The 24,153-nt window shown below is 35.6% G+C and carries 24 protein-coding genes; 7 read left to right on the forward strand and 17 right to left on the reverse strand.

Features of this window, described 5'->3' with window-relative positions; genetic code table 11:
* Positions 1-19: 19 nt before the first annotated feature.
* The 8 genes from nagA to AABL52_RS17105 all read right to left on the reverse strand — a co-directional run bounded on the left by nagA (position 20) and on the right by AABL52_RS17105 (position 9,072).
* Positions 20-1,168 carry an N-acetylglucosamine-6-phosphate deacetylase gene (nagA, locus tag AABL52_RS17070; protein WP_341518017.1) on the reverse strand — a complete coding sequence of 383 codons (1,149 nt, stop codon included), beginning with the start codon at positions 1,166-1,168 and terminating at the stop codon, positions 20-22.
* Positions 1,169-1,188: 20 nt separating this feature from the next.
* Positions 1,189-2,355, reverse strand: a complete 1,167-nt coding sequence (locus AABL52_RS17075; RefSeq protein WP_341518018.1) for an SIS domain-containing protein — start codon at positions 2,353-2,355, stop codon at positions 1,189-1,191.
* 64 nt (positions 2,356-2,419) lie between these two features.
* Positions 2,420-3,316, reverse strand: coding sequence for an ROK family protein (locus AABL52_RS17080; protein ID WP_341518019.1), 897 nt, complete (start codon positions 3,314-3,316; stop codon positions 2,420-2,422).
* Between the two features lie 107 nt (positions 3,317-3,423).
* On the reverse strand, positions 3,424-3,591 hold the full coding sequence (locus AABL52_RS17085) for a DUF6903 family protein (RefSeq protein WP_340421553.1): 168 nt from the start codon (positions 3,589-3,591) through the stop codon (positions 3,424-3,426).
* Positions 3,581-5,752: a 1,3-beta-galactosyl-N-acetylhexosamine phosphorylase gene (gene gnpA / locus AABL52_RS17090; RefSeq protein ID WP_341518020.1), complete on the reverse strand. Its 2,172-nt coding sequence runs from the start codon at positions 5,750-5,752 to the stop codon at positions 3,581-3,583. Before gnpA ends, AABL52_RS17085 begins: the two co-directional genes overlap by 11 nt.
* Before the next feature lie 12 nt (positions 5,753-5,764).
* Positions 5,765-6,754: a carbohydrate ABC transporter permease gene (locus tag AABL52_RS17095; protein WP_000449886.1), complete on the reverse strand. Its 990-nt coding sequence runs from the start codon at positions 6,752-6,754 to the stop codon at positions 5,765-5,767.
* Positions 6,755-6,768: 14 nt separating this feature from the next.
* A complete protein-coding gene (locus tag AABL52_RS17100) occupies positions 6,769-7,659 on the reverse strand; it encodes a carbohydrate ABC transporter permease (protein ID WP_341518021.1) in 891 nt (296 codons plus the stop codon).
* Between the two features lie 69 nt (positions 7,660-7,728).
* Positions 7,729-9,072: a carbohydrate ABC transporter substrate-binding protein gene (locus tag AABL52_RS17105; RefSeq protein WP_341518022.1), complete on the reverse strand. Its 1,344-nt coding sequence runs from the start codon at positions 9,070-9,072 to the stop codon at positions 7,729-7,731.
* Positions 9,073-9,241: 169 nt separating this feature from the next.
* Between AABL52_RS17105 and AABL52_RS17110 the strand changes: the two genes are divergently transcribed.
* The 3 genes from AABL52_RS17110 to AABL52_RS17120 all read left to right on the forward strand — a co-directional run bounded on the left by AABL52_RS17110 (position 9,242) and on the right by AABL52_RS17120 (position 12,403).
* Complete coding sequence (locus tag AABL52_RS17110; protein ID WP_340421550.1) at positions 9,242-10,102, forward strand: AraC family transcriptional regulator; 861 nt, start codon at positions 9,242-9,244, stop codon at positions 10,100-10,102.
* Positions 10,103-10,171: 69 nt separating this feature from the next.
* A complete protein-coding gene (locus tag AABL52_RS17115; protein ID WP_340421549.1) occupies positions 10,172-11,035 on the forward strand; it encodes a PucR family transcriptional regulator in 864 nt (287 codons plus the stop codon).
* 264 nt (positions 11,036-11,299) lie between these two features.
* Positions 11,300-12,403: an ABC transporter ATP-binding protein gene (locus AABL52_RS17120; protein WP_340421548.1), complete on the forward strand. Its 1,104-nt coding sequence runs from the start codon at positions 11,300-11,302 to the stop codon at positions 12,401-12,403.
* Between the two features lie 209 nt (positions 12,404-12,612).
* Here the strand turns inward: AABL52_RS17120 and AABL52_RS17125 are convergent, their stop codons facing one another.
* The 3 genes from AABL52_RS17125 to AABL52_RS17135 form a co-directional block, all read right to left on the reverse strand.
* Positions 12,613-13,563 carry a serine protease gene (locus AABL52_RS17125; protein WP_341518023.1) on the reverse strand — a complete coding sequence of 317 codons (951 nt, stop codon included), beginning with the start codon at positions 13,561-13,563 and terminating at the stop codon, positions 12,613-12,615.
* Between the two features lie 254 nt (positions 13,564-13,817).
* Positions 13,818-14,105, reverse strand: coding sequence for an AbrB/MazE/SpoVT family DNA-binding domain-containing protein (locus tag AABL52_RS17130; RefSeq protein WP_000648284.1), 288 nt, complete (start codon positions 14,103-14,105; stop codon positions 13,818-13,820).
* Between the two features lie 115 nt (positions 14,106-14,220).
* Positions 14,221-16,101: an ABC transporter permease gene (locus tag AABL52_RS17135; RefSeq protein WP_341518024.1), complete on the reverse strand. Its 1,881-nt coding sequence runs from the start codon at positions 16,099-16,101 to the stop codon at positions 14,221-14,223.
* 270 nt (positions 16,102-16,371) lie between these two features.
* Between AABL52_RS17135 and nadE the strand changes: the two genes are divergently transcribed.
* On the forward strand, positions 16,372-17,190 hold the full coding sequence (gene nadE / locus AABL52_RS17140) for an ammonia-dependent NAD(+) synthetase (protein WP_097843375.1): 819 nt from the start codon (positions 16,372-16,374) through the stop codon (positions 17,188-17,190).
* Between the two features lie 199 nt (positions 17,191-17,389).
* On the opposite strand, the gene AABL52_RS17145 is transcribed toward nadE, so the two are convergent.
* From AABL52_RS17145 to AABL52_RS17160, 4 genes are all read right to left on the reverse strand, one after another.
* Positions 17,390-17,851 carry an NUDIX hydrolase gene (locus AABL52_RS17145; RefSeq protein ID WP_341518025.1) on the reverse strand — a complete coding sequence of 154 codons (462 nt, stop codon included), beginning with the start codon at positions 17,849-17,851 and terminating at the stop codon, positions 17,390-17,392.
* Between the two features lie 30 nt (positions 17,852-17,881).
* Positions 17,882-18,079, reverse strand: coding sequence for a DUF4083 domain-containing protein (locus AABL52_RS17150; RefSeq protein WP_000362873.1), 198 nt, complete (start codon positions 18,077-18,079; stop codon positions 17,882-17,884).
* A gap of 103 nt (positions 18,080-18,182) precedes the next feature.
* Positions 18,183-19,343 (reverse strand): transglutaminase domain-containing protein, encoded by a 1,161-nt coding sequence (locus AABL52_RS17155; protein ID WP_341518026.1) that lies wholly within the window; start codon positions 19,341-19,343, stop codon positions 18,183-18,185.
* A 146-nt stretch (positions 19,344-19,489) separates the two neighbouring features.
* Positions 19,490-20,242 (reverse strand): YwqG family protein, encoded by a 753-nt coding sequence (locus AABL52_RS17160; protein WP_341518027.1) that lies wholly within the window; start codon positions 20,240-20,242, stop codon positions 19,490-19,492.
* Between the two features lie 223 nt (positions 20,243-20,465).
* Between AABL52_RS17160 and AABL52_RS17165 the strand changes: the two genes are divergently transcribed.
* Both AABL52_RS17165 and AABL52_RS17170 read left to right on the forward strand, forming a co-directional pair.
* On the forward strand, positions 20,466-20,612 hold the full coding sequence (locus AABL52_RS17165; protein WP_000540425.1) for a YjcZ family sporulation protein: 147 nt from the start codon (positions 20,466-20,468) through the stop codon (positions 20,610-20,612).
* An 87-nt stretch (positions 20,613-20,699) separates the two neighbouring features.
* On the forward strand, positions 20,700-21,665 hold the full coding sequence (locus tag AABL52_RS17170; protein ID WP_341518028.1) for a patatin-like phospholipase family protein: 966 nt from the start codon (positions 20,700-20,702) through the stop codon (positions 21,663-21,665).
* 108 nt (positions 21,666-21,773) lie between these two features.
* Here AABL52_RS17170 and AABL52_RS17175 read toward each other — a convergent pair whose 3' ends face one another.
* Both AABL52_RS17175 and AABL52_RS17180 read right to left on the reverse strand, forming a co-directional pair.
* Entirely contained in the window at positions 21,774-21,941 is a 168-nt protein-coding gene (locus AABL52_RS17175; protein WP_000816385.1) for a DUF3933 family protein, read from the reverse strand.
* A gap of 12 nt (positions 21,942-21,953) precedes the next feature.
* Positions 21,954-23,399 carry a PLP-dependent aminotransferase family protein gene (locus AABL52_RS17180; RefSeq protein WP_120449868.1) on the reverse strand — a complete coding sequence of 482 codons (1,446 nt, stop codon included), beginning with the start codon at positions 23,397-23,399 and terminating at the stop codon, positions 21,954-21,956.
* Positions 23,400-23,514: 115 nt separating this feature from the next.
* On the opposite strand from AABL52_RS17180, the gene AABL52_RS17185 reads away from it, so the two are divergent.
* Positions 23,515-24,129, forward strand: coding sequence for a LysE/ArgO family amino acid transporter (locus AABL52_RS17185; protein ID WP_341518029.1), 615 nt, complete (start codon positions 23,515-23,517; stop codon positions 24,127-24,129).
* Positions 24,130-24,153 lie beyond the last annotated feature (24 nt).

Consider the following 24,153-nt stretch of genomic DNA (forward strand, 5'->3'; position numbering starts at 1 on the left):
CCCTCTTTCAGAAATTTGTTTAAGCTTGAAAACGGCATACACCGTCAAGATAGGTAGCAGTTACATCCATCTCTGGCGTCATCACAATAAAGTCAGCATCATATCCCTCGGCAATCTTCCCGCATTCGCCATCGAGCTGCATACTTTTAGCTGGTGCCGTACTCGCCATGTAAATCGCTTCCTCAGGTGTGGCAATTCCCCACTCGACGACATTTTTTACAGCATCTTTTAATTGCAAAATGCTCCCTGCTAAACTTCCGTTTTCCAAACGAGCCATCCCCTCTTTTACTTTCACAGGAAATTCTCCCAGCTGATACATTCCTTCAGGCATACCTCCAGCCATCATACAATCGGACACCATTACAACCTTTTCTCTGCCACGGATATTCATTAAAATATTTGTGGAAACAGGATGTACATGATGTCCATCACATATGATTTCGGCAAAAACATCTTTTAAATTCATGGCCGCTCCGACCATCCCTGGCTCACGATGATGCAATGGACTCATTCCATTGAAAGTATGAATAAAAATGGAAGCTCCTTTTTCAACCGCTTGCTTTGCTTCTTCATACGTTGCGTCACTGTGAGCTAACGCCACTGCAATCCCTTCTCCTACAGCATATTCAATAAATTCCGCTGCCCCTTTCCTTTCAGGTGCAATCGCGATTTTTTTAATAGCATTATTTGATAATTCTTGCCAAACTTTCAACATTTCAACTGATGGGTCACAAAAATATTTCGTGTTTTGTGCTCCTTTATGCTTTTCAGTAAAAAACGGTCCTTCTAAAAAGATTCCTTTAATTTTTGCACCTTGCACTTTTGTGTAATTGGCACCAATCATTTCAACGACGTTATTTAACGATTCTATTGAGGATGTTAAAGTTGTCGGTAAAAAGGATGTAACGCCGCAAGAAAGGAGTCCTACCGAAATTTGGTTCAGTCCCCCAAAACTATTGTCCATAATGTCATGATTTCTAAATCCATGAATATGTGTGTCTACTAGGCCAGGAGCGATCCAATGTCCTCTATACTCAATAATTTCTTCCGTATCCTCTGGCCTAGTTTCCGAAAAAACACCGAATTTTCCGTTTTTTACCCCTAAAAATCCAGGCCCCGTAACCATCTCCTCAAGAAAAAACTTATCTGCAAAGATAAAAATAGACATATATGTTTCTCCTATCCAAGTTACTCATATTCGTAAATGGTAACACCTTTAACGACACGGTTTACTGTTCCTGTCGGTGAAGGTGTATCCGGTGTAGTGCCTACTTTCACGGAAGCTAACAGTGAAACTGTTTGCCCAATCATGACAAAAGGTAACGCTAAGTAGGCATCTGGTACAGACTGAGCCTCGCTGCCGAATACAAATCTGTTCCCAGCATAATTAGTTTCTCCATCAACCTCAATGGCACAAATATAACTAGCAATGTCGTCCTGCTGCATTTCTTTTAACATATCTAAATCATATTGACGTGTATACGGATGGTTAGAAACAAACACGAAAACTAATGATTTTTCGTTTACAAATGATTTTGGACCGTGTCGGAATCCGAGTGGTGAATCAAATGCGGTAACAATTTTCCCGGCTGTCAGTTCTAATATTTTTAATTGTGATTCTTTCGCTAAGCCTTCTAAACTACCAGAGCCCAAGTAAATAATTCGGTCAAAATCAAAATCTACTATCTTTTGAATGTCACTTTCTCTTTGAATGACACTTTCACCCATTTGATGGATTTTTTTCACTATCTTCGATTTTTCTTCTGTCGATATAGAATCAAAAACGAGTAATGCCGTTAATGCCATGCAAGTATAACTTCCTGTCATTGCAAATCCTTGATCATTTGATTTTTCAGGCATCAATAACAATAGATTCTTTTCATTATTCACGGCCCGTTTGGCTAATTTACCGTCTTTCGCACAAGTAATCGTTATTTGATACAAATCCGTTACTATTTGCTCAGCTAATTGTACAGTAGCAACACTTTCCGGACTGTTTCCGCTTCTAGCAAATGAAACGAGTACGGTCGGAAAATCCTTTTTGAAAAATTGGTAAGGATTTGAAACTAACGTGGTTGTCGGAATACTTAGTACTTCCCACTGTTGTTCATCGACTTTTTCTATTAAATAAGGGGTGACTGTATCACCGACATAGGCAGACGTTCCAGCGCCTGTAAAAATAACTCGAACCCGGTTGTGTTTCGTTACTATTTTTTGTAAAAACTCATTAATCCCCTCGCTTTTCTCCTTATACAAAGTAAAGGTTTCATCCCATAAATCAGGCTGTCGTCTTATTTCCGCCGTTGTTATCGATGCGCCTAACGAAACTAATTTGTCTTGACTTAATGTAAACATATTCGTCCACTCCTCTATCAATTTGCCATCATGCTCTCCATTAAAGAAGAGCGGCGCCGCCTCATTACATACCTTCAAATACTCGTAATCCTGCACCAACAACTCCATTATTTTGTGCCAATGTACTAATGCTCATCTGCTCCAAAAGATGTTGTTGCTCTGGAAGCTGATACCTTTTCAGATTCTCTTTAATCAACTCTAGTAAAAATGGATTTTTCACAATGACACTGCCACCAAAAACCATTTTATGCGGATCTAATAAACAGGAAATCTTATAAAGACCTTGAGCTACATAATCAGTTACCTCATTGATGATGGACTGATATTCTGGTACCCCGTTTATATAACTAGTAAAAACATCCTTTGTTGAAATCGTATCTACCTGTAAGTCTCTTTTGGCTATTCTCTGAATTCCTGGCCCAGCAGCAATTTTTTCTAATCGTTCATTGTCCCCTCTCGTGAGGACAGGAATCAAACCCAGTTCTCCAGCAAATCCTGCCCCCCTAAAAAATGAGCCTTTATGAATGATAGAACAAGATATTCCCGTACTTATAGTCACGTAAACAAAGGTTTCATCCTCTTTTATATGTGCTGCTCTCCATTCGGCATAAGCCGCCATATAAACATCATTGTCAATCGTGATCCGCTGAATACCAAATTGCTCTTGCAAACGTACCGAAATAGGAAACTGCCTCCAAGGTAAATTGTTTTGAAAAACGGCAATTCCCTTCTCGAAATCTACTTTCCCCGGTACCCCAACACCAATCCCCTCGATATCAGCTATGGAAATCGATGATTTTCTAAGAACTTGTTCCACAGCTTCTACAACTTTACCAAACATTTTTTCTCCGTCTGAAGGATCACTTTTTATTTCCGCACGTTCAAGCAGTTCGCCAGTGTCCGAAATGATTCCCGCTGCAATCTTCGTTCCCCCAATATCAATGCCGACTGCCTTTTTCATTTGTCCGCACCCCTAGGTTTGTATTTGAATTATTGAGTATTTTTTATAATTGTTATCGTTGAATATAAATGTACGATCCCTTGATCAATTCACTTGCCCTGGTTGATTTATACGTATTTCCGATTGTAGTCATAAAGTAGCCCTAAGAGACCAGCTAATCCAATCAACATCATACCCAATTCGAATTTACCAGCCGTCTTTTGGTAGATGATAATTAAAGACAGGCATACGATAAACACAACAATTTTAATAATGAATACAGCACTAGCCTTCATTTAAAACGTCCTCCCATCGAATCTCACTAGGTGCCAATGTCACTTCTTTTCTGTTTCCTTGTCCGTCGTATACAACTGTCTTTTGTTCGATCATTGAATTGTTAACGATCGCCATTTTCTGAATGGATGGATATGCATGGACTTCACAATAAATGTTACTCGCATGGTACTTTTGAAATTCTCCTTCTTTATTGGCAGCATAGTATAATGCGCGCATCAACAGACGTGTATTTTCTTCGCTGTATGGCAGCCCTGCTATATACACAGCTCTACCTTCTCCAAACGGATGACTAGAAAGGTGGACTTCATCATTCGAATATTCGATTATTTCGGTTTTATCTGATAACGCATAAATGTTTTTCATTCCTTCACCAAAATCAAATTGGGTGCTGTCAGCAGAAATAAAGTGATTTTCGACAGGGTTAATAAAATATTTATCTGTTGATAAGCTAAATCCTAATTCTTTGTCAACACCTAAGACGTTCGCCAATTGAAAATAATGTCCTTCATGCTGATAGGCTGTCGGTTCGCCAATACCTATGAAACCTCCACCGTTATACATCCAGGCCCTAATTGTAGTGATTAACTTTTCGTTAATCCAATTAGCCCCTCCTGAAAAAGCTGTGCCTACATCGCCGGCATTAATGATAACGTCAATATCTTCAGGTATCCCTTCGTTAATGACATCATCAAAACTAATGAACGAAACTTCCACAGCAGCCCCACTCAAGGATTCCAAAACACCTAAATAAGAATAAATTTGTTTATACCATAGAGCGTGAGCAACCATATGTGTTTGCCAAGTTCTCAACTTGCCCCAAGAATTCAAAATTGCAACTTTAAGTCCGCTGTATGGTTGAACACCTTTAATCGTGTCATGAATTTCACGAAATTCCTCAGTAACCTTTTCAATATAGGAGATAAATTCCGGGAATTGATAAGCTAGACTTAAATAACCGCCATAGCCGATACGATCAACAGGGTTCCGTAGTAACGCTCTGCGTGCCGTTAACCAGTTTTCATTCGCTTCAATCGTCGGGTTGTTACCTTCGTAAAAAGTGTCTGGGAAGAAATAAGGTAAGAAACGCCCTTCTGTGTAACGAACATGTGGTATATCTGCAATCATACGTAGTGTGGCTCCGCCGCCCACACTGCCTACAACTGCGTCCAATCCGATATTTTCAAAGTATTTCCCATATGGTTCTGTACCAATCCAGTTATCACCAAGGAACATCATTGCTTCTTTTCCGCTTTCATGGACAATATCCACAAGCTTCTTTGCTTCTTCAGCAACGAACTTATGAACAAAATCTATATAATCTAAAAATGCGGTAGTTGGAATTCGAAACGAAGTATTATAATAACCTTGATCAACAATGTCCTCTGGTCTTAAGCGATAGCCCTTTTCTTTTTGAAAAGCATCCAAAGCAGCAACTGAAACACTAGCACCGTATCCGAACCAATCGACAAATTTCTCTTTGCCAAGATTATTGAACACAAGGGTAAAATGATAGAAAAACGTTGTAAACCTAACCACATCTGTATCTGGATTTTCTGTCAGCCATTGTTTTAAATAGTTTTTCATAAATTCATTGGAATGTGGCTGCCTGACATCAAAAGGAATATCATGTGGCTTATCGCCCCAATTATTAGTAATATGATTGTACATTTGGGTTGGATCCCAAATCGCATAGACTAGGAATGAAACCGTATATTCATGCCAAGGAATCGCCTTCGTAATCAAAACACGATTTTGCTCTTCCTTTACTTCCCAATCATTAACGTCAACAACTTTTCCGGTTGTCCGGTCAATAACCTCCCAGTATTTTTTAGGACTGTGAACGTAATCCGGCTTTAATTGTTCCTCAAAGTAGCCTTTCATAAACTCAATTTCAAGGGTTTCAGTAAGCGCAGTATTGAACAAGCTCATTAAATAAAGTTGCTGGCATTCGTCCATGTGCTTCTCTGCGAACTCATTGTGAGCTCGAGCAACAAAATAGGTCGTATAAATTTTCGCATCCAATTGTTTAATATCATCGTCTAGTTTCGTTCCATCACTATCGCGAATCGCATCCGCACCCCATCGTTCCATCAATTCTTTTGTTTCCTTAAGAAAATTTTCTTCACTCGGTAAAGTAACACGGCCTTTTTCCTTTTTCATGTAAATCCTCCTCTAATCCTTTAAACCACCAAGGGACATTCCTTGTGTTAATTTTTTTTGAACAATGATGTATAAAATCAAAGTTGGCAGCATGACAAGAACCATGCCTGCATACATTTGACCATAGTTCGCAGCAGATTTCTGAGCTGCCATCAAGTTCATTAACCCAACAGGTAACGTTTTATTCGGTCCTGGGATTAATGTTAAGGCAATAATGTATTCGTTCCAAAAGGCAAGAAAATTAAATAAAATGACGGCAATAATACTTGGACGAGCTATCGGAATCATGACTGAAATCATTGTTTTAAAATATCCGGCACCATCGACCAACGCCGCTTCCTCATACGTAGATGGAAGCGATTGAAAAAAACTAGACAGCAAGTAAATGGTAAATGGTAACGCCGTTGCCGCATATACCAATGCTAAAACAAATAAATTGTCTAGTAGAAATCCATCACCAATTTGGCCTTGTAAAAAGGTATCTCCGTCCAATAACATCAAGAAAATTGGAACAACAATGTAGTTCACATTGATGAATAATCCAGCTTTAAAAAAAGTATTTATTAACTTGCTTCCTCTAAAGGTATACCTTGCCAACACATAGGCTGCTGGTAAGGCCACAATCAATAAAATGAGCAGAGCCAACGCGGTTACCATAACTGAATTCAACATATAGGTACCCATATTTGCCTTTTGGAAAGCATCGATAAAGTTTTGAAAATAGAAACTTTTCGGCATGGCCCAAGGACTTCCATAAAACTCCGAGTTTTGCTTCACTGAGGCTAAGAAAACCCATGCAACAGGAATAATAATAGAAATTGCTAACGTAATCAGTGCTACATATATAAAACAACGATATATTGCTTCTGTAGTCATACCTTTTTGGGGCTTAACTATTTTTGGGGCTTTATAAGCTGCTTCTACAATCATTTCTTTTTCGGTTCCCATCATATTTGGATCTCGATAAGCTGTTTCTGTAGTCATTCTTTTTTGTGTTTCCATCGTTTTGGACCTCCTTAATACTCCAACACTTCCCTTTTAGTGACACCGCTTATAATTGCAGATAATGCGAATGAGAATAGGAAAATGACCACCCCAATAGCCATACCATAACCGTAAGAAGAATTAGTGTAAGCCTGCTTATACATGTAGCTTAAAAACACTTCCGTCGATCCGTCAGGTCCCCCGCCAGTCATCGCTTGAACGAGTAGAAAACTTAAATTAATCGTACTAATAACGAAGAAAGTTAACGTCGTCCGAATGTTATTCCAAATTAACGGTAACGTAATACTGAAAAATTGTCTGACCCGTCCAGCACCTTCCAAAGCAGATGCTTCATAAAAACTTTCCGGAATACTTGCCATTGCCGCCATATACATGACCATATAATAACCAATCGCTTGCCAAATGAGTGCCCCACCAATGCTGTAAATGGCAATTTTTTGATTGCCAAGCCACATCTTTTGAAGATTTTCAAGGTTAAATAAAGCAAGTATATTATTTAACAATCCTGTAGTTGGATCATAAACTGCAGAAAATATTCCTGCGATAACTACAACGGATAAAATATTAGGGAGATAAAAAATAATTTGAAAGAAACTTTTACCTGTTATTTTTTCTCTCGTTAACAAAGTGGCAAACAAGATCGCCATCACCATCGTGATAAGTGTAACAATAACAATTAATACGATACTGTTTTGGAGAGATCGAAAGAAATTCATATCATTCCATAAAATTTTGAAGTTTTCTAATCCAACAAATACCTTATTATTAGAAAATCCTCCCCACTTATATAAGGACATCCTGAATACCTCAATTGTAGGAACAATCATAAAAATGGCTAACAGTAGTAGTGCCGGTGCAGTGCAAACAAAAATAAAAATTCTTTTTTCTATTGTCTTATTCATGCCATCACCTCAGTTAATAAGTACAATGGTGAGACTAGCTGCTCACCATTGTACGTAGTGAAAACTAATTTATTTTAATGCAGACCGTAATTGGTCACTCACTTTTTCAACAGAGCTTTGCCAATCTTTCACCTTTTTATCACCAGAAATAACACTGTCAATCGTTCTAAATAATGTATCTGGCATACTTACACCTTCAACGGCTTTCGTTGCAGCAAATCCACCTATTCCCACTTTCACTCCATTATCATAGATACTATAGAATGATTTATTTTCACCTGTCAGTTTATTAGAAAGGCCTTTGATAGGTTGAATCGCACTCGATTCAGCAAAAATTTCAGCTGCCTTATCCGAATAAACAAACGTCATGAAATCTTTAGCAAGTTGTTTATTTTTAGCTGCCGAAGGAATCCACATTTGTTCAAAGAAAGTAAATGCATAGCGGTCGCTATTAGCATCGATTGTTGGTAAAGCCATCATGCCCCATTCAAACCCTTTAGATCGAGGAGCTTCTTTCATTTCACCAACTACCCATGTACCATTTGGCATAAACAAAGCTTTGTTATCGAGAACCAATTGTTGATTTTTCTTGTAGTCTTTATCATTTGCATTCGCAACAGTAGTTGGCTCTGTATATTTTCCTAATTTTCCGATAATTTCAAACGATTTCGTTGCTTCAGAACTTTCCCAAGCACCATCTGTATATTTCATAGCTTTATTAAACAACTCAGGTCCACCCACCCCTAGTAATAAAGAGTAGAAGAATGTATCAAAGTAGCCTGTTGTAGGATAAGTAAATAATGAAATCCCTTCTGCTTTCGCTTTATCTCCCAAAGCCCACATCTCATCCCAAGTCTTCGGCACTTCCCAACCTTTTTCTTTTAATAAGCTGGCATTATAGAATAATCCAGTTGGACTATAGAACATCGGTGCCATATAAATTTTACCGTCATTATAAGGATTAGTCGCAGGTGTACCAGTAAGCCCTGGTACTAACTTATCTTTGACTTTAACATCTTCACCATAAACATTTTTATCAAAAACATCAGTAATGTCTTCTAATGCTTTATCTTTAATTAAAGTTTCTGTTAGTGCCTGTTTTCTCCCAGTTGCCAACAACACAACATCCGGATACTTTCCTGCTTTCATATTTGAGCCTATAACATCCTCAAGATTTTTGTCCACTGTCAATTTAACATCAACTTTTGGATTAGCAGCTTCATATGCGTCAATTACTTTGCTCCACATCTCTTTACCATAAGCCGATTCAAGTGTTGCCACATGAATGGTTTGTTTTTCACTGGAGCCTTTACCATCCTTAGAATTATCAACTTTTGTAGTATTACCTTGGCAAGCTATTAAACTAAAAGATAACAAAGCTGTCATTCCAGACAACAATAACTTTTTTTTCATCTCTATTTACCCCCATCTCCTAATCTTCCTTTCATAATTAAAGAATACAAAATAGATAACGCTTTCACAATAAACATCTTGTTCTGTTTTTTAGATATCTTGCTTTTTACTGAATATCCCACTAAAATCTTTATAAAATAGATAAAAAATCTATGAAGGAGGGATTCATTTGTCCAATGAAGTATATGAGATTCCACAGTTTCAACGAAATCATCTTCCCGTAAAACTTCTTTATATAACAAAATCAAAATACGATAAAGATTGGCACAGTACCATTCATGCGCATCACTTTACAGAGCTATTATATATTACTAAGGGCAAAGGAACATTTATCTTTTATAAAGAAGAAATCCCTGTCCAAGAACACAATTTGATTATCATCAATCCAAATATTGAGCACACGGAAAAGTCTGATATGGATTACCCGCTCGAATACATCGCACTAGGTATTCAAGGTCTGTCCTTTTCATCCATAGAAAATCCTAGTCCAGTTACTATTCATAATTATAGCCAGGATCAAAAAAACTTTCTCTTCTATCTTCAGCAATTGGTCGAGGAAGTGGAAAACCATCAAGAAGATTACGATTTAATTATACAAAATATTCTGGAAATATTACTACTTAAAATGATGCGAAAAAAATCTTTTAATGTAGAGAAAACATCTACTCAAAAAATCAATAAAGATATTGAATTTATTAAAAACTATATTAAGCAGCATTTTCACGAAAATATTAGCCTGGATACATTAGCACGAATTAGTCATATAAATAAATATTATCTATCCCATTCTTTCAGGAAATTCGTCGGCGTTTCACCTATTGAATACTTAATTCAAACTCGTATTAGAGAAAGTAAAATATTGTTAGAAACTACCAACTATTCAATTTCTAACATTTCAACTATTACCGGTTTTTCTTCCCAATCATTCTTTGCACAATCATTTAAACGAGAAACGAATCTATCTCCTTCACAATACAGAAACGCTATCAATTCTAGCAAAAATATACCAGATTCTAGTGCGAAAATTTAAAGAGAATTGCAATGAATCTATACTTCTTTAAAATATTGTTACTATTATTTTTGAAAGGAGAATATTCCTATGATTCAACAATTAAAAACATATTATGGTGAGGATATCAAAATCAATGAAGCTGTGTTGTCTGAAGATTATAGCTGGTTTTTAGTTGAAGGAAACAAAGTCGGGATTCGAAAAATCCGATTACATCAAAGGGAACATCAATTGCTTTCATCCATATTAACGCCCATTCATACTGATACATTTTATAAAACAGAAAAAGAAAAATCGTGGCATGAAGCACTATATAAAAATAACAATATCTCTATATTATCAGTTCGGTTTTTACACTTCTTCACAACACAACCTATAATAGAAAGAGAAGAATTTCAAGATGCTTTACAGTCTATGTTTCCTGTCACCACTACAACAATATGGGAAACTTCGCAAACTGGCGTCCTCATATTAGAAGAAAATGTACCGGAGTCTGTATTGCAAGCAGCCCTCGATACACTAGAAACAGATTTTTTTATATCCCTATCCTTCTTTGTTGGTAGACGCTATACGCAAACAGCTGAATTTGCTTATCTGTATCAATCGGAGCGAAAATTATTTTCTATTCTTTCTCCCTATTTATCCAAAAAAATTATACACATTGAACAACTGCTCCCTTATCAATTAATAATCTCATTACCAAAAGAAGATAGAGAAAAATACACGAATCAATTATTGGCACACATTTCTAATAACAAAGAACTTATAGATAGCGTTAAAGTATTCTTCCAATGTAACTTAAATGTATCTCTTGCAGCGAAACAATTATATTTACATCGTAATACTTTGCAGTATCGAATTGATAAATTCATTGAAAAAACAGGGATTAATATAAAAACTTTTGAAGGTGCAGTAGCAGTTTATATGGCGTTTCTTTCTTTAGATATCTCGTGAAGCTCTCATGAAAGACGATAAAATATTCATTTTCTCATACCATCATTGTTTTATAACTTGGAAACTCTTTTAACATATTTTTCTACGACAAAGTAATACTTTTATCCCATATCTATAGATGAAAGTATATCCTACAGTTGCTTTTTTGGTTCTTAAATCTGTAAACTTGCATAAAAGCCTCTCATTCTTTTGTGCACAATGCCGATTTACTTACGCTCTTAATAATCTTATAATTCAATTAATTATAAGAAGGAGTGAATAATTATGACCGAACTAGTATTAGATCATATTTTTAAAGTTTACGATAATAAAACCACTGCTGTTTCTGACTTTAATTTACATATTGAAGATAAAGAGTTTATCGTATTTGTCGGTCCTTCTGGATGTGGAAAATCAACAACTCTACGCATGATCGCAGGTCTAGAAGACATTTCTGATGGTTCGTTTTATATTGATGGAGAGCGTATGAATGATGTCGCTCCAAAAGATCGCAACATTGCGATGGTATTTCAAAATTACGCACTATACCCGCATATGACTGTTTATGATAATATCGCGTTTGGCTTGAAACTACGCAAACTTCCAAAAGATGAAATTAATCGTCGAGTAACGGAGGCATCGAAAATATTAGGGCTCGAAGATTACTTACAACGAAAACCGAAGGCATTATCAGGTGGACAACGCCAACGGGTTGCACTAGGAAGAGCTATCGTCCGTGATGCAAAAGTATTTTTAATGGACGAGCCTTTATCGAATTTAGACGCAAAATTACGCGTAAGTATGCGTTCAGAAATCTCCAAACTGCATCGTCGTTTAAATACGACCACTATATATGTGACACATGATCAAACAGAAGCAATGACAATGGCATCACGCCTTGTTGTTATGAAAGATGGGCTCATCCAGCAAGTTGGTACTCCAAAAGAAGTATATGATACGCCTGAAAACATATTTGTTGGTGGATTCATTGGTTCTCCAGCTATGAATTTCTTTACTGGGACATTACAAGATAACTATTTTCACATGGAAAATATTCGCTTCAAAGTACCAGATGGACAACTAAAAACATTAAAGCAAAAAGGGTATAATGGACAAAAAATCATACTCGGTATTCGTCCTGAAGACATTCATGATGAGCCAATCGTTCTTCAATCTTCTCCTGAATCCACAGTCGAAATTACAGTAGAAGTTGCTGAATTATTAGGCGCTGAAACGATGATTCATGGAAAACTTTCAAATCAAAATTTTATTGCGCGAATTAACGCTCGTTCCGAGATTAAAGCTAACGATTCACTTCCATTAGCTTTTAGTTTAGCGAAAGCACACTTTTTTGATATCGCTACCGAACAACGTATTCGTAATAATTAATGAATGAATTTTTCTAACTTTGGATAAAGTTGTCCCTTATATCAAACTCTTCTTTTTTAATTATATGCATAGCTTCTATTTCAGAAAAAACAAATATAACTGTGCCCAACATTTCATGAAAAAGAATTAAATACTAGATTCCCCAATATATGCGACAGAACCATACAAAAAAACATCTCATAAAATTATGAGATGTTTTTTTGTATTTACTATTCTTTTAATAAATCTATTAAACCATTCCCTTCAGACGTACGTTCATATCCTAAAGGTACAGTTCTTTTAATAAGTTGTGCATATATTTCTGGCTCTGATAACTTTCTACCATATTCTCTCTCACACTGCTTAATGAGCAATGCGAGCACTCCAGCAACATGCGGTGTCGCCATAGAAGTACCACTTAATACCGCATATTTCCCTTCAGGATACGTAGATAATATTTCATCACCTGGCGCCACTAAATCAATTTCTTGATTTGAATTACTAAAACATGCGATTTTCCGTTCTAAATTGACAGCGCCGACTTCAATCACTTCTGCGTACGCACCTGGGAAGTCTAGTTCCTCCGTGTTATCATTACAATCTCCATTATTCCCAGCAGCACATACGACGAGAACATCTTGCTTTACCGCGTTTTGAATTGCTTCATGTAATTCTGGAACGTCTTGCGGACCACCAAGTGACATTGAAATGATTCTAACTCTTTCTTTATTAGGCCCTCTCCAATTTACAGCATAATGAATCGCCTCAATAATTTGCTCATAACTTCCAGAACCATCTCCCGCTAAAACCTTTAACACTAACATTTTAGCAAGTGGTGCGACTCCTAAAACACCGACACCATTTTCAGTCGCTGCTATTGTCCCCGCTACATGAGTACCGTGTCCGTTATTATCAAGATAAATATTCGGATCCCCTTCGTAATCTTTCGTGAAATTTCTTCCACCGATAATGCGATCCTTTAAATCTATATGATTCACATCACAACCTGTATCTAATACGGCAACAACAATATCTTTTCCTTTCGCACTCTTCTCCCATACTTGTGGAGCATGAATGAGTTGTACACCTGGTGGAATTTCATTTACTTGTTCAACCACCTTATCTACTGTAAAAGGAATCAATTGTATACCTTTTTGTTTATTCGCTGTACTACTATTCATCGTAATCCCTCCTGAAAATATATTATTTTCATTTCAGACCACTTTTGAAAACGTTTAAATGTAACATTCGTTTTATTCGTTTCATTTTCCTTCCTTAAAAATATTTCTCAATATAGCTTACTAATTTTATACTACTCTTTTTATTTATCTCGTAATTTTTATTCACCAATAACCAAAATAAAAGGACCAATTTAATGGCCCTTTTATAGTTTTTAAAGAATGATATGAAATTTTAAAAATAAAATAAATTAAGACTAAGCTTCACTCTTATTTAAAAACTTCTCTATTTCTTTTATTAAATGTTTCGCTCCATCTATACTAACAGTAATGTTTCCATTTGCTAATGATATGTTTTGATCTGAAACATCACCTGTTATTTGACAAGCATTGTAAGGTTGATATTTTTGTAAAATGATTTTTTCTTCTTCTACGAAAATTTCAAGTGGTGATTTGATTTGGATTCCTAATACTTCTCGTAACTCTTTAGGAATAACAATTCGTCCTAATTCGTCTACTTTTCGAATAATTCCTGTTGCTTTCATATTACTCCCCCCTTACTTTCTATTATTTTTTCCACCTCGCTCTTTCCATTTTATCACTTTTTGGTAATACTTGTATCTTTTTAGAAAATTTTGTACTCAAGTTAAAAAAACACAATTAACGAATACGTAATCTCTCTTTTAATTGTTTTAAATAGCGAGATCGTATTAGTAAGAAATATACAACTTGAATTCCTATGAAAATACTTAATACAATCGCATTTTCTTTAAATAGCGAGTACTCAAACATCTGTCCCAGTGCAGTTAACGCTACTGCCCCGTGTAATGTTGCAACACCTATTGGAACGAAGAATAAAAGTGCCAATCGGATTGTAACTACTTTCGATAATTCCCCGCTCGTTAAACCTACTTTTCGAATCATTTCAAACAAACGAGTATCATCCTCCAAATCAGAAAACAAACGGAAGTAAAGGAAGCTTCCTGCACATACGAAAAATACGATACCAATAAAGAAGCCTACAAATAAGATTGGTCCTGCGATTTGTAAACTTTGGTTTTGTTCGTACTCTTCTGCACTAAACGTTGCATGTTCTTCATAAGTCTTCATCTGATGCGTAAGTTCTTTACCAACCTCTATTTCATCTTTCGTTCCTTCTGTTTTGTACACATAATCTTTTTCCTCTTTAAAGCCATCTTGTAATGCATCATACTGATTTTTAGAGATTACATAAACGTTACCTCGCAGTATTTTACTTAACGAAGAGGTATTAACTTTTTTAACTTTTAAAGATTCATTCAAATGTGGTAAAGTAATTTCTTTTCTTTCTTTCAGCGGTGGTCCTGGTATATCGACTGATAAAAATAAAGCTTCTTTATTTGCTACAGGTTGAAATGGTTCGCCTGTTAACCTCGCATATTCCTCATAATCTGATTCTTTTATGAAAATAGCACTTCTTAACGACTGTTCCTCTGCCCTTTTCGTTGAAATAGTAGCTTTAGAAGCTGCTATATTATGTTTCTTTAATCCTTCGTCAATCATCTTCAAATGCTGTGATTCATTACTATTTCCTTGCTTAGAATGATACTGAAACGCAATTGGTCTCTCCATAATTCCTTTCGTCATTGATGTGAAACCAACTAATGTGCCTATTGCTGAAAATGCTACAGTTGAAATAATAGTTACAATAAAGAACATTCTTGCGTTGTCTCTCATACGGTAAGCTAAATCTGATAACGTAATTATATTTGTCTGTGTCCAATAGAAACGTTTACTTTTTTTACATAATCTAATAATAAAGACACTCAACTGCTTGTACAGCAAATACGTACCAATAATGACTACCGTTGTAACAGGAATCATCATGACAAATACCATTGCACCATGTGACAGAAGCGCTCCTGTATATCCCGCACTAAGTAATATGACTGCTAATATAGAAGAAATAATAGATGCTTTCGGTTCTGGCTTCGCTTCTGCTGATCCTCTAAACAATTTCATAATTTTATTTTTTCGAATCATTCCTGCACTAAATAATGAAATAATCATAAATAATACGAAAAACATAATACTCGTTACAACAATGGCTTTCATTGGTATGTAATAAGCTAAAGAAATATCTAATTTTAATATCATCGGAGCTACAAATATTAATATTCCGGAAAATAGCATTCCTGTAAGTATTCCAAAAATAATTGCCCCTATCCCAATCATAATATTTTCAAAGAAGATAAGACGCTTTAATTGATATTTCGTCATACCTAACATCATTAAAATTCCTAATTCACGCTTTCTCGTTTTTAAAAACATTCCCATCGAATATAAAATAAAGAAAAACGTAAATAAGTAAATAATGGACTGTGCAAAAGACATACTTATGAATACATAACGTCCCAATTCTCCAGCGCTTAATGCCGGATGAAACGCAAAAAATGAGTACACAAAAAAGGCCATAATTGCAAATGCACTACTTAAAAAATATGCTGAGTATGTTCGTCTATTTCGCGTTACATTCCGATATGCGAGTTCTCTAATGTTCATATTACTTCTCCGCCCTTCTGCTAACTATGTTCTTATATTAGTAAAATGCGGAAATAGCTTCCATCGATTCAAATGACAAAAACCTTACATTATTGAAAGGTTTCAAAAAATTGCTTAAATGAAACAGTTTCATTATAATGACTACATTCATATTCATACACGCATCCTATTGTATATTCGTTAGTTTTGCGAAATAATAAAGGATAGAAGTATGTACCAATATACATATAAACTTATTTACCGCTTTAATATGAATAGGAGGAAAACATAATGACATTACAAGAACAGATTATGAAAGCATTACATGTTCAGCCTGTAATTGATCCGAAAACAGAAATCCGTAAACGTGTTGATTTCTTAAAAGATTATGTAAAAAAAACGGGTGCAAAAGGATTTGTACTTGGAATTAGTGGCGGACAAGACTCTACATTAGCTGGACGTTTAGCTCAGCTTGCAGTGGAGGAAATTCGTAATGAAGGTGGTAACGCAACGTTTATCGCCGTGCGCCTTCCTTATAAAGTGCAAAAAGACGAAGATGATGCACAATTAGCATTACAATTTATTCAAGCTGATCAATCTGTTGCATTTGATATCGCGTCAACAGTTGATACTTTCTCAAATCAATACGAAAACGTATTAGGTGAATCATTAACAGATTTCAATAAAGGTAACGTGAAAGCACGTATCCGTATGGTTACGCAGTACGCAATCGGTGGTCAACAAGGGCTTCTTGTGATTGGAACTGATCACGCTGCAGAAGCTGTTACAGGATTCTTTACAAAATTCGGAGATGGTGGTGCAGACCTATTACCATTAACGGGATTAACGAAACGCCAAGGACGCGCTCTATTACAAGAATTAAGTGCAGACGAGCGCCTTTACTTAAAAATGCCAACAGCTGATTTATTAGATGAAAAACCAGGTCAAGCTGATGAAACAGAGTTAGGTATTACGTATGATCAACTTGATGATTATTTAGAAGGTAAGGCTGTTCCAGCTGACGTAGCAGAAAAAATTGAAAAACGTTACACAGTAAGTGAACATAAAAGACAAGTTCCAGCATCAATGTTTGATGATTGGTGGAAATAGAGTGAAACTTTAATCAGTAGGGGTTCTCTTCATCCCCCACTGATTATCAGCCCTTACCAATCGGACTTTTATGGGCAGCCCGACCCCCACCTAACTTCTTTGCTTTCGCTGAATTTTGAGGTGGGGGTCTTACTGCCCATTAAAGCGGGATAAATTAAACATAAAAAAGAAGCTAACCTCATTAGCTTCTTTTTTTATGTTAACGATACACCCCTACTCTTTTCTCTAGTAAGTCCTGCAAACAATCCTCATGTTGTTGATTAAACAATGGTGGCGTTTTATTTAGCGGGAAAAACTTCAAATCTAACGTTTCATCACCGTCTATTTTTTTCTCTCCTCCGGTAATTGAAAATGAAAAGAATATTAAAATGGACTGGGCTCTATCTCCATTTGGATATGCTTGAAAATATTTTGTATACACCCCAATAAGCTCATTTATTTCTACATCATAGCCTGTTTCTTCTTTTATTTCTCGAATCGCAGTTTCTGCGGCAGATTCTCCAATTTCCATTGCACCGCCAGGAAATCCCCAAGCATTAAAATCACCTCTTTTTTGCAGTAATACTTCTCCATATTCATTCAACACACAACCACCCGCAAAGTTTATGAGAACACAGTCGTGTCCTACTTTTTCACGTAATTCTTTTATATAATTAGCCATCCTCTTCCCCTTTTCATACATCTTCTATCATTATTTCTTTTCTTTTTCCAGCAATTCAATAATTCGCTCTAGCTTCTTATTCATATTAATTACATGTTGTTTTTTTGCAGCGCTGTTTTGCATTAACCTTCTAACAAACAAAGTAAATGATAGGAAAAACAAAATGATAAGTCCGATTACTAAACAAGCATATATCAATGCAAAAATATTATTTTCGAACAAATCCATTTAGATTCCACATCCTTCCTTTTTATATTTTATCATACAATTCAGTTTTTTGAAGTGATACATAATAAAAAGAGCACCTTTTACAGATGCTCTTTTTCATTGCTTAATAGGTAAATGTAATTGTCACTAATGAATAATCTGCCATCGCACTATAAGGTGCTACTTGATAAGATACACGCTTTGCACCTTTTGGCCAATTTATTTCATTTAACACTTTCTTTATATCTTGCATTGTTCCATCCATAGATTGCTTATATCGTACTTCTACCTTCTCTGGCTTAGAAGCGAATTGTTGCTGTAATTTTTGCTTAAATTCACCGTAATTGTCTGCCCCGTATTGTGCAGATAAGTATTTTAAGTTTGTTTCTTTTAAAATTTGTTCATATGCAGCAGTCTTTGAGCTACCCGCTTTTATTTTGTTTGTTAATTCACCAAAGTAACTTGTAGTTGCTGCTGGATATTTACTACGATCCCATTCGTGATCTTTACTTAATTGCTCATCAGACATATTAAAATATGAATATGTTATGCGCCCAGCTTTATCCGGTACTGGATCATCGAATGTCGTATCAATATGATACCATTTGTTTTCAATGTTCACTATATTCCATGCGTGAGCTTGTCCATTTCCTGTACCTGTTACAATATGGTTTTGGATACCCGCTTCTTTTAGCAATTCATATGTTAATAACGTATATCCTTGGCAAACGGCAGAACGATTCGCTAATGCTTCATATGCTGTATACGCTTTATAAGACGTATCATAAGATACATGTTTTACAACGTAATCATGAATAGCTTTTACTTTCTCATGCTCATCCATTCCAGGTTTTACAATTGAACCGATAATTGCTTTTGCCTGCGATTTTACATACTGTGTTTGCTCTTTTGATTCACGATATTTCACTTCCAGTGTAAACGTATAGTTTCCTGGTAACCCTTTAATAGAATATTTAGTAGAGGCTACATTATATTTTACATACTCATCTGTATCTACAATTTTATTAAACTCGCCATACAATTGATCCATAACATTTCTAGCATTTCTATCTTTCGTTTTATATGTGATTGTAATATTTTCTTCTCGATTATCAACCTGTTTTTTCAATTCTTTTCTGAAATCATTTAATAGCTTTGCATCTGATTGTGTTGTCGCTACAGTCGGATTCGTAGCTGCATAAGATACCGTTGACGCGTGTAAGCCTCCCATTACTATAGTTGAACAAAGCAGGGTAGCTGTCACATACTTACTTGTCTTTCCCATCTCGTCACTCCTTACATTCTATAACTATACGAAAAAAGTATCGTATAGTTTCAGAGTATACAATACTTTTTCGTATAGGTCATATGAGATTATGCATATTTAACATTGTAAAAAGGCTGTTCTTTTTACAAGAACAACCTTTTTCATTAAAAAGTTTGTAATACACAACATGCATTTTCAAAACGTCGATTTTTTAAGTCTTCATTTCCAATGCAGAAATAAAGCATCCCTAAATCTCCCCACATCATATTACAATTTTTAGTATCTGAATCAATTTGGAATAAAAGTGTCATTTGCTGCGGGTCTATTCCCATATATTCTCCTGTCTCATATAATACTTCCTCTTGTACAGAGAATGGCTCTCCAAACATTTGATGGTTATCGTAGTTGTCTGGGATTAGTTCTTCAAGCAATTGTAAGAAACGATCTGAATCAGCCTCATCTTCAATGAAAAGTTCTGGCAATTTATATGTCAGTTCAAACGTAGTTGCACACTGGCTATAATTCGTTTGGAATCCATCTGCTCTTCGTAATTGCTCTACAGGAACATCATAATAAAGTACACGTCCCGCTTCAGTTGGGTTCACATCTTCTTCAAAGTAATTTCCAATGCTAAAGAAATATAACATCCCCGTATTAGGAAGATCATGATCCATACCAACATTTTGTAAATCATTTAAATTAAATTGAGCGATAAACTGTAACGGATTCCCTTTGTGCATTGGGTATTCAAATGAATCTGGTAAATCGGGAACGCCGCCCACTTTCGAACTACCTATTGCTACTGTTTCCTCCTGCTTTGGCACAACTTTCACACAAGGAAATACAGTATGAATAAGTTCCTCTTTCAAATGTGTCAGCCCATATTTATCAATTAATACTTCAATTTTATTTTTCATAAATTCTCCTTACATGTACATACTTATTTGTATCATCGCACAAAGATTATACTCCATTCTTTGTAAAAACAACAAGCCTTCAAAAAACGGGCTCTTCCATCATACGCGAACAAGTTGAAAAAAGCATAGTATACATTGTTCCTACAAACACGATAGTTCATTATTTCTTCCAGTACATTTTCCCCTCGTTCATTTTTATTTTTAATTTAAGGAGGAATTCCACATGGGTTACGGATATAGTTGCGGCGGTTACGGTTACGGCGGTAGTTGTGGTGGATGTGGTTATGGAGGTTTCGCTTTATTAATCGTTTTATTTATCCTTCTAATCATTATCGGAGCTAGCTGTTGGGGTGGCTTTGTAGGCTGCTAGTAAATTTAAAAACTATTGTAAAAAAGCACGTACAATACGTGCTTTTTTGCCATTTCCAAATCTTTTATTCGAAAGGAAGTATGTTTAATGAAAATTGATGGTGTTTTTGAAGGAGGCGGTGTACGCGGAATTGCGCATGTAGGGGCAATTTGCGCGTTAGCTGAAAAAGGCTATGAATGGGAACGTGTAGCTGGAACATCAGCTGGTTCCATTATCGCTGCGCTCCTAGCAGCAGGATATTCTTGTTCAGAGTTAAAAACAATTATAACTGATATTGATTATAATAAATTTACGAAAAAAACCTTTATTGACAGAATCCCGTTTATCGGCAAAGGATTAAGTGCATGGACTACTCTTGGTATTTACTCTAATATTTTTATAGAAGAATGGATTGAAGAATTACTTCGAAAAAAAGGAGTTCACTTATTTACAGATTTGCCTGATTTAAATAAGCTTAAAATTATCGCTTCTGATATAAGTAATGGTAAAATGGTTGTCTTTCCTGATGACTTACCAAACTACGGATTTTTAAATTATCGTTTCTCTATTGCTAAAGCTGTAAGAATGAGTAGTACAATCCCCTTCTTCTTTGAACCGGTAAAATGGAGAACTCCAAAATGGAAGCAACCTTGTTATATGATTGATGGAGGGATTTTAAGCAATTACCCCATTTGGATTTTCGACTCACCTTCCTCTCCTCGCTGGCCGACTTTTGGGTTTCATTTCGTAAAAGATGAGATTCAAGCTGAGCCAGCCCACTATAACGAGCCTATCTCCATGTTCAAAGGACTTTTTAAAACAATGATGCAAGCCCATGATTTACGTCATTTAGATAAGGAATCAAAAGCAAGAACGATTACAATTCCGACTGGGTCCATTACAAGTACAAACTTTGAGTTAACAAAGGAAGAAAAAGAGTGGCTTTACAATTCTGGTTATAACGCCGCAAATAAGTTTTTACAATCTTGGAACTTCAGACAATATATTGATGACTATAGAAACGGAAATCAGGACCGAAAAACGAATCGATATTTCCGTCAACTTGACTCATAATACTATTATTTTTCATACGAGAACACGTAACACTTTCAAAAAAAATAAGCCTAGTAATATCATATAATACTAGGCTCATTTACTTCCTGCATCAATATTATTTGTTGCTTAAGGATACGTTAACCCTTCTGCTTCTTCCGCAGTAATAACTGTGTATCGATTTCCTGTTCGTAATCCTAACAATTCTGCTTTTTCAATTGCATCCTGCTTCGTCTCCGCATAAGCAGCTAAATATTTTTTCCCATTAATAATTTGGCAAATTACATATTGTTTCATTACTTTCTCCTCTTACTTTTTCATTAATTGTGCAAGCTTTTTTATACCTATTTCAATTTCTTCTAACGTTGCGTATGAATAGGATAGACGCAAAAATTGGTTTGCACTTCTATCATACAAATTACCTGGATTTAATAAAATCTTTTCTTTCAATGCTTTGTCAAATAAGCTACGGTTCGAAACGGATACATTCATATGTAGCCAAATATAAAAACCACCTGACGGTTTATACCAAGTTGCTATATCATGACAATATTTCTCTAACATTTGTATCATAAAATCTCTGCGCTTTTTCAACTTAGTTCTTACAAACTGTAAATGTTCATCATACAATCCATCTGCAAACCATTCCGCTGCAATTTGTTGGGATATAGAACTTGAACCATAATCTGTTTGCATCTTTATGTCTGCCAATCTTTGAATGACTGGCTCAGATCCAACAATCCATCCAATTCTTAGCCCTGGACTAATGACTTTAGACATACTCCCGATATGTAGTACAATCCCATTTTTATCATATGCTTTTAAAGGTTTTGAAACAGGCCCATCAAACCATAAGTCTTGATACACCGCGTCTTCTATAATAGGCAATCCAATTTCGTTACATATTTCCATAACTTCTATTCGTTTCTTTTCGTTCATACTAAAGTTTGTCGGATTATGAAAAGACGGGATTGTATATAAAATAGATGCATTAAATTGCTTCTTATATTTCATAATATATGATGCATGTAAACCATTCTCATCCATCGGTATTCCAATTAAGCGCATTCCTGCTGATTGAAAAACATTAAGAGAATATAAATATGATGGTTTTTCTAATAAGATGGATGCCCCTTTTGGAAGAAGCCCCATAGAAATAAGTTGCAAAGCTTGAATTGCTCCTGAAACAATTAATATAGAATCAGGAGTTACATATACACCATGTCCTTTTAAATAGTTCGCAATTTTCTTCCTTAAATAGAAATTCCCTTTCGGTTCTTCATACCCAAGTATCATACTCGACCTTAAAAGCTTATTCATAATATCTTTCATCTTTTTTTCAGGTAAAAGACTTGGCGCGAGCTCACCTGTTCCTAAACGAATTACATTTGGATAAAATTCAGCTTGGTTAATCTCTTGAATAGCAGGAAGGTTCGGATAATGAAGTCCTGTTTCTACATAAGACTGCCAATTAGGTGGCGGGGCATAAGCTAAGGTATTCACATTATTATTTACAACAATTGTTCCTTTCCTGCCATTTCCTTCAATGTATCCCTTTGCCACTAGCTCATCAAAAGCCATTACAATTGTACTCCGGTTCACACCAAATGTATGTGCCAAATCTCTTTGTGAAGGTAATTTCGTTCCAACAGTCCATTCTCCATTAACGATTCTTTCTTTTATATACGTTTCTATTTGTTTATACAGAGGTGTCGTTAGAGACATATTCGGTTTCCAAACGAATCTTTCCATCATATCACCTTATATTCTTTTTGGTTGGTAACCTCCCCAACCATATGGATGGATACAAATTTTCATTTCTTCTATACAATATACACTATCATAATAAATTTAAATAGGAGGTAATATGATGAGTGAAGCAATTATTCATGGTATCATTCTTGCATTTGGTCTTATCATTCCATTAGGTGTCCAAAATGTTTTCGTCTTTAACCAAGGTGCGAGCCAACCAAACATTTGGAGGGCAGCTCCTGTAGTATTAACTGCCTCTATATGTGATACGTTACTCATATTAATTGCGGTGCAGGGTGTCTCCCTTGTACTCCTTACTTTTTCTTGGCTAACTAACACGTTATATATAATTGGATTTTTCTTTCTCCTATATATGGGCTTTGTTATTTGGAGAAGTAACCCTTCCAACGATATAAAACAAGAAAGCAGCATGCCATTAAAAAAGCAAATCCTTTTCGCTGCATCGGTTTCGTTATTAAATCCACATGCAATTTTAGATACACTTGGTGTAATTGGAACAAATTCTATTCAATACATAGGAAGTGAAAAATGGGCTTTCACACTTGCAACTATTATCGTTTCTTGGATTTGGTTTATAAGCTTAGCTTTAGCGGGGAAATTTCTAAAAAGAATAGACTCAACTGGAAAGACCATCGCATTATTAAATAAGTTTTCGGGTCTCATCATATGGAGTGTCGCAATTTATATGTTAACACAAGTGATTTATTCTTAATGAACGAAAGAGAATTGCATGTTC

Source organism: Bacillus paramobilis (assembly GCF_038096195.1).
Lineage (GTDB): Bacteria > Bacillota > Bacilli > Bacillales > Bacillaceae_G > Bacillus_A > Bacillus_A mobilis.

Excerpts from the sequence above, each read along its gene's own strand:
- nagA (WP_341518017.1), bottom strand. The coding sequence starts at position 1,168 with ATGTCTATTTTTATCTTTGCAGATAAGTTTTTTCTTGAGGAGATGGTT.
- AABL52_RS17075 (WP_341518018.1), bottom strand. The coding sequence starts at position 2,355 with ATGTTTACATTAAGTCAAGACAAATTAGTTTCGTTAGGCGCATCGATA.
- AABL52_RS17080 (WP_341518019.1), bottom strand. The coding sequence starts at position 3,316 with ATGAAAAAGGCAGTCGGCATTGATATTGGGGGAACGAAGATTGCAGCG.
- AABL52_RS17085 (WP_340421553.1), bottom strand. The coding sequence starts at position 3,591 with ATGAAGGCTAGTGCTGTATTCATTATTAAAATTGTTGTGTTTATCGTA.
- gnpA (WP_341518020.1), bottom strand. The coding sequence starts at position 5,752 with ATGAAAAAGGAAAAAGGCCGTGTTACTTTACCGAGTGAAGAAAATTTT.
- AABL52_RS17095 (WP_000449886.1), bottom strand. The coding sequence starts at position 6,754 with ATGGAAACACAAAAAAGAATGACTACAGAAACAGCTTATCGAGATCCA.
- AABL52_RS17100 (WP_341518021.1), bottom strand. The coding sequence starts at position 7,659 with ATGAATAAGACAATAGAAAAAAGAATTTTTATTTTTGTTTGCACTGCA.
- AABL52_RS17105 (WP_341518022.1), bottom strand. The coding sequence starts at position 9,072 with ATGAAAAAAAAGTTATTGTTGTCTGGAATGACAGCTTTGTTATCTTTT.
- AABL52_RS17115 (WP_340421549.1), top strand. The coding sequence starts at position 10,172 with ATGATTCAACAATTAAAAACATATTATGGTGAGGATATCAAAATCAAT.
- AABL52_RS17120 (WP_340421548.1), top strand. The coding sequence starts at position 11,300 with ATGACCGAACTAGTATTAGATCATATTTTTAAAGTTTACGATAATAAA.
- AABL52_RS17125 (WP_341518023.1), bottom strand. The coding sequence starts at position 13,563 with ATGAATAGTAGTACAGCGAATAAACAAAAAGGTATACAATTGATTCCT.
- AABL52_RS17130 (WP_000648284.1), bottom strand. The coding sequence starts at position 14,105 with ATGAAAGCAACAGGAATTATTCGAAAAGTAGACGAATTAGGACGAATT.
- AABL52_RS17135 (WP_341518024.1), bottom strand. The coding sequence starts at position 16,101 with ATGAACATTAGAGAACTCGCATATCGGAATGTAACGCGAAATAGACGA.
- nadE (WP_097843375.1), top strand. The coding sequence starts at position 16,372 with ATGACATTACAAGAACAGATTATGAAAGCATTACATGTTCAGCCTGTA.
- AABL52_RS17145 (WP_341518025.1), bottom strand. The coding sequence starts at position 17,851 with ATGGCTAATTATATAAAAGAATTACGTGAAAAAGTAGGACACGACTGT.
- AABL52_RS17150 (WP_000362873.1), bottom strand. The coding sequence starts at position 18,079 with ATGGATTTGTTCGAAAATAATATTTTTGCATTGATATATGCTTGTTTA.
- AABL52_RS17155 (WP_341518026.1), bottom strand. The coding sequence starts at position 19,343 with ATGGGAAAGACAAGTAAGTATGTGACAGCTACCCTGCTTTGTTCAACT.
- AABL52_RS17160 (WP_341518027.1), bottom strand. The coding sequence starts at position 20,242 with ATGAAAAATAAAATTGAAGTATTAATTGATAAATATGGGCTGACACAT.
- AABL52_RS17165 (WP_000540425.1), top strand. The coding sequence starts at position 20,466 with ATGGGTTACGGATATAGTTGCGGCGGTTACGGTTACGGCGGTAGTTGT.
- AABL52_RS17170 (WP_341518028.1), top strand. The coding sequence starts at position 20,700 with ATGAAAATTGATGGTGTTTTTGAAGGAGGCGGTGTACGCGGAATTGCG.
- AABL52_RS17175 (WP_000816385.1), bottom strand. The coding sequence starts at position 21,941 with ATGAAACAATATGTAATTTGCCAAATTATTAATGGGAAAAAATATTTA.
- AABL52_RS17180 (WP_120449868.1), bottom strand. The coding sequence starts at position 23,399 with ATGATGGAAAGATTCGTTTGGAAACCGAATATGTCTCTAACGACACCT.
- AABL52_RS17185 (WP_341518029.1), top strand. The coding sequence starts at position 23,515 with ATGAGTGAAGCAATTATTCATGGTATCATTCTTGCATTTGGTCTTATC.